The organism is Brenneria roseae subsp. americana (assembly GCF_003115815.1).
In the GTDB taxonomy this organism is placed as follows: domain Bacteria; phylum Pseudomonadota; class Gammaproteobacteria; order Enterobacterales; family Enterobacteriaceae; genus Brenneria; species Brenneria roseae.
Genome location: NZ_QDKJ01000011.1, coordinates 1 through 11,770 on the forward strand (window position 1 = coordinate 1; position 11,770 = coordinate 11,770).

The following is an 11,770-nucleotide window of genomic DNA, read 5'->3' on the forward strand; positions in this document are numbered from 1 at the left end:
CCTATGGGGCGAAATCAATGCCACCTGCTATGCAGGTGGTTTTTTACGCGGGCCGTTCAGCCGGTCCCCACGGTATAACATTAAAACATGCGTCTGGCTGAATAGGGCATTGCGCCGGAGGTTCCTCTCTGACAGAGTAGCGACGGCCCATCGGGCGGCGGCAGGGTAGCCCGCCAAAAAAGGGGGAGTCATGGTTCTGCAATCAACGCGTTGGCTGGCGTTAAGTTATTTCACTTACTTTTTTTGCTATGGCATTTTTCTGCCGTTTTGGGGCGGTTGGCTAAAAGGGGAAGGGCTCTCTGCCGAGTCTATCGGGATGTTGCTTGGAGCCGGCCTGGTTGCCCGTTTCGTTGGTAGTCTGATCATTACGCCCAGCGTGAAGGACCCTTCTAAACTGATTGTGGTGTTACGAACGCTGGCGCTGTTGGCGCTGGGAGTGTCGGTTGGTTTCTGGCTGGGGAACGCCTGGCTATGGCTGATGTTTGTGATGATCGGCTTTAATCTGTTTTTTGCTCCGCTGGTTCCTTTAACCGATGCGCTGGCCGCCACCTGGCAACGTCAAATTGTTATGGATTATGGCAAAGTACGGGTATGGGGATCGATTGCCTTTGTCATTGGTTCTGCCGTCACGGGGGAACTGGTGGCCGTCTGGGGACATACTGCGATCCTGGCCATTCTGAGTGCAGGGCTGATTGCCATGCTGTTGGGAGTGCTGCTTCGCCCCAGCGTGATGCCGCAAGCGACGCTCTCTTCAACCCAGTCTGCGACGGTGACGCCGTGGAAAGTCCTGCTGAGTGAACCGACGGTATGGCGTTTTCTGCTCTGTGTTTCTTTTTTGCAGGGCGCGCACGCCGCCTACTATGGTTTCAGCGTGATTTATTGGCAGGATTCCGGTTATTCCGCATCGATTATCGGTTACCTCTGGTCGTTGGGCGTTGTCGCTGAAATTATCATTTTTACCTTTAGTCAACGACTGTTTCGGCGCTGGAGCGCCAGGCAACTGCTGCTGCTCTCCGCCGTATGCGGCGTTGTGCGTTGGACGCTGATGGGGTCAACGGTGGCGCTTCCCTGGCTGATTGTGATACAGATATTGCACTGCGGTACGTTCACCGTTTGTCACCTTGCGGCGATGCGGTTTATTGCGGCGCGTACCGGTGGAGATGTGCTGCGCTTGCAGGCGGTGTATTCGGCATTGGCGATGGGCGGAAGTATTGCGCTGATGACGATGGTTTCCGGCTTCCTGTTTGAACATCTGCGGAGCGGCACCTTCTGGGTTATGGCGCTATTGGCAGTACCTGCATTATTTATTCGTCCTTCGGTTGGCCATCATACGACCTGACTGAAGGAGTCCGAACGTCGGTTTTATCGGTACGATGTCTTGCTATGAGAAATTTATGTTATATTATAACAGTTTGATCTATTGGGGCAGGCTGCTAGCGTTAGCGGTATTCGGCATGGCGATGAGTCTGCCGGTCTTCGCCCACCCACATAGCTTTATTGATATGCAAACGACCATAGAGAGTCAGAACGAACAGATTACCGGTTTACGTATGCAGTGGACGATGGATCCCATCACTTCCGCCGATCTGCTTTACGATGCGGGAAACGCCGCTAAAGGTTCCGAGGTATGGAAGAAACTGGCGGCGGAGGTGATGGCCAATGTGCTGGGACAGCATTACTTCACGGATATTTATCGCGATAAGCAGCCTGTGAAATACGCCGCTATCCCTACCGAATATCACCTTTCACGCAAAGGAAATCAGGCGGTGCTGGAATTTGTATTGCCGTTGGCGCATCCCCAACCGCTGACGGGTAAACCATTACAGATATCCACGTACGATCCCACCTATTTTGTCGATATGTCCTATCAGAACGAGAAGGCCGTCAAGCTGGCGCCGGCGTTGGCGTCGCGCTGTAAAACCACGCTGGTAACGCCAAAGCCCAGCGAAGATTTACAGTCATACGCCCTCTCTCTGGATAAAAATGATTCACCGGGAGAGGATATGGAACTCGGTAAGCAATTTGCCCAGCAGGTGACGCTGCAATGTCAGTGAATGTGAGCGATCCACTGCGTCGTCCATCCGCCTTAAAACGGGTGATGGGGCTGTGGCCGCTGTGGTTGTTTTTATTACTGCTCGGGCTGATATTGCACGGTGTGGTGAGTTACTGGCCGCAAATATTGCTGCAAAGCGCCGTCTGGCAAAAATCGCTGCACCAGCAGATGTCAACGCTCTTGCAGATGGTGGAGGCGCAACCGCATCAGGCGGGATTAAGCCTGATGGCGTTCAGTCTGGTATATGGCGTGCTGCACGCCGTTGGGCCGGGGCACGGCAAGGTGGTCATCATGACCTACCTGGCGACGCATCCTTCCAAACTAAAAAGCAGTCTCCGATTGACCTTTGCCGCTTCGCTGGTGCAAGGGTTTATGGCTGTGCTGTTGGTTTCCGTGGTGCTGGGTATTTTGCAGCTTTCAAGCCACACGCTGCATCGCAGCAGTTTCTGGATGGAGAAGGGGAGCTTTATTTTGGTGGCCGGGCTGGGCGCGCTGCTCTGTTTCCGTGCGGCAAAGCAGTTATATATCAGTCTCTTTCAGCAGCCGAAACCTGCCACTATTCTGCGTTTAACCCCGATTGATCCATCGGATGAACATCGGATTCCCCCTCTGAGTGCGAGATCGGTATCCGATCATCATCAACACGATGCCAATTGCGGATGTGGTCATCAACATCTTCCCAGCCATGAAGCGCTCAATCGCGATAGTCACTGGCGTACCCGTCTGATGATTGTGCTGGCGATGGGCATGCGGCCATGCTCTGGCGCCATATTGGTATTGCTGTTCTCCAAAGTGATTGGCGTTTTCTTCTGGGGGATCGCTTCAGCGCTGGTGATGGCGTTGGGAACGGCGTTAACCATTTCCATGCTGGCGATGTTGGTGCTCTATTGCCGTCGTCTGATTGAACGTTTAAGCCAAAGCGCTACGCCTCCGGCATGGCAGCGCGTTGCCTGGTCGCTGTTGTCGCTGACCGGAGGACTGATTTTATTCGGTACTGGCGTACTGTTTTACCTGAGTGCGCAGCCCGCCATGATGGGAGGAATCCGCCCCTTCGCCGGCTGATTTCACCTTTGCTTAACCTGGTTGTAAAAACACGTTGCTTCATTTAACACCCACATTATATTATTTCCTTAAGTGATAATGATTATCATTTATAACCTTATCAGGAGCAGGGAATAATGAAGAATTGGCTGTTTTCGGTTGTCGCGATATTGGGTTTAAGCCCCGTTTTTGCCGTCAGTGCCGCACCGATTGTGGTTGAAGATGTCAGTGGCAGACAGGTAGAAATCAAATCAGAGGTTAAACGGATTATCCTGGGGGAAGGTCGGCAAATTTATTTGCTGGCGGCGTTTGATACCGACGCCCCTTTCCAGCGCGTTGTCGGCTGGCGTGATGACCTGCCGAAAGCCGATTATGACGGTTATCTGGCTTATGAAAACAAATACCCTGAAATCAAAAAATTGCCGACTTTTGGCGGCGCCAAAGACGGTACGTTTAACGTTGAGCAGGCGCTGACGTTAAAACCCGATCTGGTATTGATGAATCTGGAGTCGAAAGCCGCAACCGACGAAGGCAAATTGATTGAAAAACTCGGTTCACTGGGTATTCCGGTCGTCTTCATCGATTTTCGTGAAAAACCGTTTGAAAATGCAGAGAAAAGCATTCACATCATGGGGCAATTGTTAGGTAAGCCTCAGCGCGCAGATGACATTATCCGGTTTCGTCAGCAGCAGATTGACATTGTGACCGAGCGATTAAAAAACTATCAGGCTCCTCGCCCGAAAGTGATGATCGATCGGGCCGGGGGATATGAAGACGAGTGCTGTATGTCATTCGGTAACGAAAACTTTGGCCGAATGGTGGAAGTGGCGGGGGGCGAAAATATTGCCAAGAATCTGATTCCCGGCACGTTTGGTACGCTAAACCCGGAACAAATCATCAGCGCTCGCCCTGACGTGGCGATAGTGAGCGGTGCGAACTGGAAAAACTACAATACGGCCAATGGCTGGGTTGGCGTTGGCCCCGGCGCCGATCAGAAAGTCGCGTTGCAGCGTTTACAGAAGCTGATGGCGCGTCCGGCCTTTAAAACGCTGCCTGTCGCTACTAACGGTAATGCGCATGCGATCTGGCATCAGTTTTATGATAGCCCGTACCAGTTTGTGGCGATTCAGGTGATGGCGAAATGGTTGCACCCGGAGCTGTTCAAGGATATTGATCCGGACGCGACATTTCGTACTTTCCATGAGAAGTTCTTACCGTTGCCTTATCAACCCGGCTATTGGGTAACCCTGCCTGCGGGATCCTGATGATGAAACGGCACTGACGAAAACGCTCGTCAGTGCCTGTTTGCCTGAAATGGGGAGTAATTTAAAAGGTAGGCTCGGCGACCAACCCGTCGATGATGACCTGCGGCACGCCCTGTGAGCAGCGCTCGATCCGCCCCCGAACGCCATAGACTCTGGCCAGACTGTCTGCGCTGATGACGTCCGCCGGCTTACCATCTGCAATCAGATCGCCGTTTTGCAGCATCAGAACATGATCGCCATGGCGCAGCGCGATATTAATATCATGTACCACCACGACGGTGATGATATTGCGTTTGCGGGTTTCCCGCCGGACCAAATCCATAACGTGAAATTGATAGTTCAGATCCAGCGCGCTCAAAGGTTCATCCAGCAATAACAATGACGGCTGGCGGATCAATGACTGTGCGAGTCCAACGAGCTGTTTTTGTCCACCGGACAGCTGATCGAGATAGCTTAGCGCCAGATGCTCAATACCCAGCTGTTTTAACAACGCCATGACTTCGGCCTGACTGTCCCTATTGTGCAATCCACCGGAGGCTCGCTGGGCAACAATAATCGATTCCAGAACGTGGAGGTGCACGCCCGCAGGCAAAGACTGCGGCAGGTAAACCACTTTTTCCGCACGTCGGGCAAACGGAAGCTGCATCAGATTACTGTCATCCAGCCACAGCTCACCTTCAGAAGGATTCAGACCTGCCATGGCTCGCAACAGCGTGGATTTACCGCTGCCGTTCGGGCCAAGTAAAACGGTGATTTCTCCGCGTGATAGCGACGGAACGCAGAGATCGCGGATCACCTGACGTTTAGGGTAGCCCGCGCGGAAATGGGACAGGCGCAAGCCCGATAAGCGTGACTGGCTCATACATTTCCCCTATGGCGCAAAATGATACTCAGGAAGAAAGGCACACCAACCAGTGAGGTAACGATACCGACCGGAATGATCACGCCGGGGATCAGGTTTTTTGAAGCGACGGAAGCCAGCGATAGCACCAGCGCACCAATGAGGGCGCTGGCGGGAAGATAAAATCGGTGATCTTCACCAAATATCATGCGTGCGATGTGCGGTGCGACCAGGCCGATAAAACCGATCGGTCCGACAAACGCTACCGACAGCGCAGATAAGATACTGATGCGTAACAGGGTAGCCAAACGCAGCCGACGCACATTAATCCCGAAACTGACGGCACGATCTTCACCCAACCGCAGTGCGGTAAGCTTCCACGAATTCATCAGCGATAAAGGCATGACGAGGACGAGTACCAGCAGTAGTATCCCCAGTTTCTCCCAGGACGCGCGCGCCAGACTGCCCATGGTCCAGAACACCAGACCCTGCAACGTGTCTTCGTTGGCGATAAACTGCAACATGGAAACCAGCGCGTTAAAGGTAAACACCAGCGCGATACCAAATAAAACGACCCCGGAGGTTGCGACCTGAGTCCAGCGGGTAATGCCGTCAAGCAGTAGCGCGGCCAGCAGGGCAAACAAAAAAGCATTGGCGGAAATAAACCACTGAGCCGGAATGCCGGGAATACCGATCCCCAACACGATAGCCAGTGCCGCGCCAAATGCGGCAGCCGATGAGACGCCCAGCGTAAACGGACTGGCTAACGGGTTATTCAGGATGGTTTGCATCTCTGCTCCCGCCAGACCGAGGGCAAGCCCGACGACAATCGCCATCAGCGCATAAGGCAGGCGGATATCCCACACGATAACGCGCGTTCCTGCGTCAGCGCTGGCGGGATCGGTCAGCGTCTGCCATAGCACGTCCAGCGTCAACCCGGAGGGGCCCATGGTAAAATCCAGCAGCAGAGAGCCGAGAATAATCAACAGCAATATCGCGATGATCGCCACGCGGCGCCGGATAATGCCGTGATAGCTGTCCATAACGGTGCTGTTATCCTGAACGGCATCGCGGATCTTATTCGGTTCAGTGGTTACGCTCATAAAAAATTACTCACCTTGTTTCCAGGCGAAAATAAAATCACCGTCAGGCAACGACGTAAAGTTTTTAATGATGTTGTGATAGGTGTCATCAGGATTCAGTGACATAAGCCTCTGTGGATAAATGGCGTTGGCCAGATCTTTCATGCTGGGTTATCAGATGTAATGAGTTTGATAATTATTATCGTATAGCGATCAATAGTGCGTATACCGGATTCATATGTAAAGAAAAATATCAAATGCGGTCGTGTGCGGCAGCGCGCGGAACACGACCGGGAGGCGGGCGATTAACGTTTCAGCGCGTCACTCAGTGAGTCGCGCATTGTTGCGAGCAGACATTTCACCACGCGTGGGTTACCTGCAACCAGATTGCCCGAAGAGAGGTAGTTATGGCCGCCGACAAAGTCGGTCACAACGCCGCCAGCTTCACGCACCAGCAGTTCGCCACCGGCAAAATCCCACGGTTTCAAACCGATTTCAAAGAATCCGTCGACACGACCGGCAGCGACATACGCCAGATCGAGCGCAGCAGAACCGGTACGACGGAAATCCGCGCACTGGGTAAACAACGCTTCAACAATATTGATATAGCTTTTGGCGTGCTGCTTCAGTTTGAACGGGAAACCCGTTGCCAGAACGGTGCCATCCAGATCGCGCGCATTACTGCTACGCAGACGATAACCGTTCAACTGCGCGCCCTGACCACGGGTCGCCGTGAACAGTTCGTTTCGCATAGGGTCATAAACCACGGCAACTTCTGTACGGCCTTTGAGGCGCACGGCAATGGAAACAGCGAAGTGGGGGAGACGTTTGATAAAGTTGGTGGTGCCATCCAGCGGATCGATAACCCATTGCACATCCTGATCTTCACCAACCAACTCGCCGCACTCTTCACCAATAATGGTATGTTGCGGATAAGATTTACGGATGACCTCGATGATCAGACGCTCTGCATCCCGATCGATGTTGGTGACAAAATCGTTGCTGCCTTTTTGACTGGCTTCTACGGCGTCAGGCGTTTCATAATTTTTAGCAATTAAATTACCGCCTTTACGCGCAGCGCGTATAGCGATATTGAGCATCGGATGCATGGTATCGTCCACTAGAATGTTAAAGAACAGAAAGCGGGGCGCATTATAGCAGGGGAAAAGGAAAATATCTAAGTTTGTGTTAGGATATTCCGATTTCCTTTTCGCATGATAGAGTCCGCATGTTACACAATATTCGCGTTGTTCTGGTTGAAACATCCCATACCGGCAATATGGGGTCCGTTGCCAGGGCAATGAAAACCATGGGATTGAGTAAGCTGTATCTGGTTAATCCGCTGGTAAAACCCGATTCTCAGGCAATTGCTCTGGCGGCTGGCGCCAGTGATGTCATTGGCAACGCCACCCTGGTTGAGACATTGGATCAGGCGCTTGAAGGGTGTAGTCTGGTCGTGGGAACCAGCGCCCGCTCACGAACCTTACCTTGGCCGATGCTTGAACCGCGCGAATGCGGCGTTCGCGCCGCTCAGGAAGCGGAACATGCGCCGATTGCGCTGGTTTTCGGCCGTGAGCGCGTCGGTCTGACCAATGATGAATTGCAGAAATGTCATTATCATGTCGCTATTCCGGCCAACCCTGAATACAGCTCGTTAAATCTGGCGATGGCCGTGCAGATCCTGGCTTATGAAGTGCGCGTTGCACATCTGGATCGCCTTCAGGCAGGTAAAGCAGCCCATGGCGAAACGCCTTATCCGCTGGTGGACGATCTGGAGCGTTTTTATCTGCATCTTGAGCAGACATTGCAGGAAACCGGTTTTATCCGGCAGGCGCATCAGGGACAGGTGATGAACAAGCTGCGCCGGCTGTTTACCCGGGCCCGGCCGGAAAGCCAGGAACTGAATATTCTGCGCGGCATATTGAGTTCAATTCAGAAAAATAACGATGTGTGATAGATGAATAATACTTGAGTAAATTACTTGGTTAAATAGTTGACTGGAACACTCGGGAATGTCAGACTCGGTCTACGTATTTGCCAATACATGTTTTCATAATACATGTTTTATCTACAGGTACCACTATCATGAGACTGACATCTAAAGGCCGTTATGCCGTTACCGCCATGCTTGATGTGGCTCTGCATTCCCAGGAAGGCCCGGTTCCGCTGGCTGACATTTCCGAACGTCAGGGCATTTCACTTTCCTATCTGGAGCAGCTGTTTTCACGCCTGCGTAAAAACGGCCTGGTTGCCAGCGTGCGTGGTCCGGGTGGTGGTTATTTGCTGGGTAAAGGTGCCGATGAAATCGCGGTTGGCATGGTGATCTCAGCCGTAGACGAATCTGTTGACGCGACGCGTTGTCAGGGACGTGAAAGCTGCCAGGGCGGCGACCGCTGCCTGACTCATACCCTGTGGCGCGATCTGAGCGACCGTATTACTGACTTTTTGAACAACATTACGTTGGATGAACTGGTCAATAATAAAGAAGTGCTGGATGTTGCGGATCGACAGGATGCCGATACACGTCGTACCGCCAATGGTCGTGTTCAGGATACGATCAACGTTAACCTGCGCGCCTAAAATAATAAAGACGCCGGAACATTTTTAACCCCACAGGGCGGCGGGCTGATCGAGTCCGTCATAAAAAACTGCGGGAGCGATTTTCAATGTCGCGCCGCAACGGTCCTACGGGGTATAGCAAAATTTCCGGGAGTAATTTTTAATCACGTCAATTTTTTAACAACGTATAGCGTTGGCCCCTCGGGGTAAGGGCAATATAGCCCGTCATATAAACAAGACGCTTTGCACGTTTTGAAGTGATGTACGGAGTTTACGAGCAATGAAGTTACCGATTTATCTGGACTATTCAGCGACGACGCCGGTTGATCCGCGCGTTGCTGAAAAAATGATGCAGTTTTTGACCTTGGACGGCACTTTCGGCAACCCCGCATCCCGTTCCCACCGTTTCGGCTGGCAGGCGGAAGAAGCCGTCGATATCGCCCGTAATCAGATTGCTGAATTGGTAGGCGCTGACCCGCGCGAGATCGTCTTTACTTCCGGCGCGACAGAGTCAGATAACCTGGCAATTAAAGGTGCCGCCAACTTCTATCAGAAGAAAGGCAAACACATTATCACCAGCAAAACAGAGCATAAGGCCGTGCTGGATACCTGCCGCCAGTTAGAGCGCGAAGGGTTTGAGGTCACTTATCTGGCTCCGCAGCGCAACGGCATTATCGATCTGAAAGAATTAGAATCAGCCATGCGTGATGACACTATTCTGGTTTCCATCATGCACGTGAACAATGAAATCGGTGTGGTTCAGGACATCGCGACCATCGGTGACATGTGCCGTAGCCGCGGGATTATTTTCCACGTCGATGCGACTCAGAGTGTGGGTAAACTGCCCATCGACCTGAGCCAGTTAAAAGTCGACCTGATGTCTTTCTCCGGTCATAAAATTTATGGACCGAAAGGCATCGGTGCGCTGTATGTTCGCCGTAAACCCCGTATTCGTATCGAAGCACAGATGCATGGCGGAGGGCATGAACGCGGTATGCGTTCCGGCACCTTACCTGTCCATCAAATCGTCGGCATGGGCGAAGCCTACCGTATCGCGAAAGAAGAAATGGGCGCTGAGGCCGTACGTCTGCGTGCGCTGCGCGACCGTCTCTGGAACGGAATTAATGACATCGAAGAAGTCTATCTGAATGGTGATATTGAGCAGGGTGCGCCGAACATCCTGAACGTCAGCTTCAACTATGTTGAAGGTGAATCGCTGATTATGGCGCTGAAGGATCTGGCCGTTTCGTCCGGTTCCGCCTGTACGTCAGCCAGTCTTGAACCTTCCTACGTATTACGTGCGTTGGGAATGAACGATGAGCTGGCACATAGTTCGATTCGCTTCTCTCTGGGGCGTTTTACCACTGAAGAAGAAATCGACTACGCCATCGAGCTGGTTCGTAAATCCATCGGCCGTTTGCGCGATCTTTCTCCTCTGTGGGAAATGTTCAAGCAAGGCGTGGATATCAGCAGTATCGAATGGGCGCATCATTAATTCATCAGACTGGGGACGACGATTATGGCTTACAGCGAAAAAGTAATTGATCACTACGAAAATCCACGCAACGTTGGTTCATTTGACAACGCCGATCCAAGTATCGGTAGCGGCATGGTGGGCGCGCCTGCCTGCGGCGATGTCATGAAGCTACAGATCAAAGTCAACAATGAAGGTATCATTGAGGACGCCCGTTTCAAGACTTACGGCTGTGGTTCCGCCATTGCTTCCAGTTCACTGGTGACCGAGTGGGTAAAAGGCAAGTCGCTCAATGAGGCAGAAGCGATCAAAAATACGCAGATTGCTGAAGAACTTGAACTGCCGCCGGTAAAAATCCACTGCTCTATTCTGGCGGAAGATGCCATTAAAGCCGCGATTGCAGATTACAAAAGTAAACGTGAAGCCAAGTAGCTTACTGAGGTTGTTGTATGTCGATTTCCTTGAGCGACAGCGCTGCGCAACGAGTAAACGCTTTTCTGACTAACCGGGGCAAAGGCATTGGCCTGCGCCTCGGCGTGCGAACATCCGGTTGTTCCGGTATGGCGTATGTGCTGGAATTTGTTGATGACGTAAATGCTGATGACGTGGTATTTGAAGACAAAGGCGTTAAGGTCATTATTGATGGTAAGAGCCTGGTCTACCTGGACGGCACCGAACTTGATTTCGTCAGGGAAGGGCTAAACGAAGGCTTCAAATTCAATAACCCTAACGTTTCAAGCGAATGCGGTTGCGGCGAAAGTTTTAACGTTTGACCACTTCCCAGGATATTTCTTTGTCCTGTTTCTTCCGGCTAATTGCCGGGAGAAACAGCGGCCAATACTCGCCAAGACCCGTAAACCTCAGAGTGCGCTATGGATTACTTTACTTTGTTCGGGCTGCCGATTCGCTATGATGTGGATGGCAGCCTGCTTGTTTCCCGCTTTCAGGAGCTGCAACGACAGTTCCATCCGGATCGCTTTGCAAACCAGCCCGAAAGGGAGCGCATGCTGGCATTACAGCAGGCCGCAACCATCAATAGTGCCTATCAGGCGCTGAAACATCCGCTGAAACGTGCGGAGTATATGTTATCTTTGCACGGTTTCGATTTAAGTAACGAACAACATACGTTACAGGACACCGCTTTTCTGATGGAGCAGCTTGAGCTGCGTGAAGAGCTGGATGTCATTGCGAACCGTTCTGATGCCGAAGCGGCGCTGGCTGAGTTTGCCGAGCGGTTGCAGGCTATGCTGGTTAAACGTAGTGAACAACTGCGTAGCGAACTGGATAACGAAACGTGGGGTGATGCAGCGGATACCGCGCGTAAGCTGCGTTTTTTAGACAAGCTCCGGCAGCAGGTTGAACAACTCGAAGAACAATTGCTGGACAGATAGGGTTTAATTCGGTTGGGAACAAGCGAGTGCAATATGCCTCTGTTTTTCCGCCAGCCAATTGATG

Annotated in this window: 13 protein-coding genes; 10 read left to right on the forward strand and 3 right to left on the reverse strand. The window is 52.1% G+C overall.

Going from position 1 to position 11,770, the window contains the following annotated elements; genetic code table 11:
- Positions 1–190: 190 nt before the first annotated feature.
- The 4 genes from B4923_RS14205 (at position 191) to B4923_RS14220 (ending at position 4,359) form a co-directional block, all read left to right on the forward strand.
- Positions 191–1,339 carry a 3-phenylpropionate MFS transporter gene (locus tag B4923_RS14205; RefSeq protein ID WP_109055025.1) on the forward strand — a complete coding sequence of 383 codons (1,149 nt, stop codon included), beginning with the start codon at positions 191–193 and terminating at the stop codon, positions 1,337–1,339.
- A gap of 55 nt (positions 1,340–1,394) precedes the next feature.
- On the forward strand, positions 1,395–2,054 hold the full coding sequence (locus B4923_RS14210) for a DUF1007 family protein (RefSeq protein ID WP_109055150.1): 660 nt from the start codon (positions 1,395–1,397) through the stop codon (positions 2,052–2,054).
- The gene (locus tag B4923_RS14215) at positions 2,045–3,115 is read left to right on the forward strand and encodes a nickel/cobalt transporter (RefSeq protein WP_109055026.1); all 1,071 of its coding nucleotides are present in this window, start codon (positions 2,045–2,047) and stop codon (positions 3,113–3,115) included. Before B4923_RS14210 ends, B4923_RS14215 begins: the two co-directional genes overlap by 10 nt.
- 116 nt (positions 3,116–3,231) lie before the next feature.
- Positions 3,232–4,359: an ABC transporter substrate-binding protein gene (locus B4923_RS14220; protein ID WP_109055027.1), complete on the forward strand. Its 1,128-nt coding sequence runs from the start codon at positions 3,232–3,234 to the stop codon at positions 4,357–4,359.
- A 61-nt stretch (positions 4,360–4,420) separates the two neighbouring features.
- Here B4923_RS14220 and B4923_RS14225 read toward each other — a convergent pair whose 3' ends face one another.
- From B4923_RS14225 to suhB, 3 genes are all read right to left on the reverse strand, one after another.
- Positions 4,421–5,221, reverse strand: coding sequence for an ABC transporter ATP-binding protein (locus B4923_RS14225; RefSeq protein ID WP_109055028.1), 801 nt, complete (start codon positions 5,219–5,221; stop codon positions 4,421–4,423).
- Positions 5,218–6,303 carry a FecCD family ABC transporter permease gene (locus tag B4923_RS14230; protein WP_109055029.1) on the reverse strand — a complete coding sequence of 362 codons (1,086 nt, stop codon included), beginning with the start codon at positions 6,301–6,303 and terminating at the stop codon, positions 5,218–5,220. The genes B4923_RS14225 and B4923_RS14230 overlap by 4 nt, the downstream gene beginning before the upstream one ends.
- A gap of 284 nt (positions 6,304–6,587) precedes the next feature.
- On the reverse strand, positions 6,588–7,391 hold the full coding sequence (gene suhB / locus B4923_RS14240; RefSeq protein ID WP_109055030.1) for an inositol-1-monophosphatase: 804 nt from the start codon (positions 7,389–7,391) through the stop codon (positions 6,588–6,590).
- Positions 7,392–7,510: 119 nt separating this feature from the next.
- Between suhB and trmJ the strand changes: the two genes are divergently transcribed.
- The 6 genes from trmJ to hscB all read left to right on the forward strand — a co-directional run bounded on the left by trmJ (position 7,511) and on the right by hscB (position 11,706).
- Positions 7,511–8,236 (forward strand): tRNA (cytosine(32)/uridine(32)-2'-O)-methyltransferase TrmJ, encoded by a 726-nt coding sequence (gene trmJ / locus B4923_RS14245; RefSeq protein ID WP_109055031.1) that lies wholly within the window; start codon positions 7,511–7,513, stop codon positions 8,234–8,236.
- A gap of 131 nt (positions 8,237–8,367) precedes the next feature.
- On the forward strand, positions 8,368–8,862 hold the full coding sequence (gene iscR / locus B4923_RS14250; protein WP_109055032.1) for a Fe-S cluster assembly transcriptional regulator IscR: 495 nt from the start codon (positions 8,368–8,370) through the stop codon (positions 8,860–8,862).
- A 259-nt stretch (positions 8,863–9,121) separates the two neighbouring features.
- Positions 9,122–10,336 carry a cysteine desulfurase gene (gene iscS / locus B4923_RS14260; RefSeq protein ID WP_109055033.1) on the forward strand — a complete coding sequence of 405 codons (1,215 nt, stop codon included), beginning with the start codon at positions 9,122–9,124 and terminating at the stop codon, positions 10,334–10,336.
- A 24-nt stretch (positions 10,337–10,360) separates the two neighbouring features.
- Positions 10,361–10,747 (forward strand): Fe-S cluster assembly scaffold IscU, encoded by a 387-nt coding sequence (iscU, locus tag B4923_RS14265; protein ID WP_109055034.1) that lies wholly within the window; start codon positions 10,361–10,363, stop codon positions 10,745–10,747.
- A 17-nt stretch (positions 10,748–10,764) separates the two neighbouring features.
- The gene (iscA, locus tag B4923_RS14270; protein WP_109055035.1) at positions 10,765–11,088 is read left to right on the forward strand and encodes an iron-sulfur cluster assembly protein IscA; all 324 of its coding nucleotides are present in this window, start codon (positions 10,765–10,767) and stop codon (positions 11,086–11,088) included.
- Between the two features lie 99 nt (positions 11,089–11,187).
- A complete protein-coding gene (hscB, locus tag B4923_RS14275) occupies positions 11,188–11,706 on the forward strand; it encodes a co-chaperone HscB (RefSeq protein ID WP_109055036.1) in 519 nt (172 codons plus the stop codon).
- The last annotated feature ends 64 nt before the right edge of the window (positions 11,707–11,770 follow it).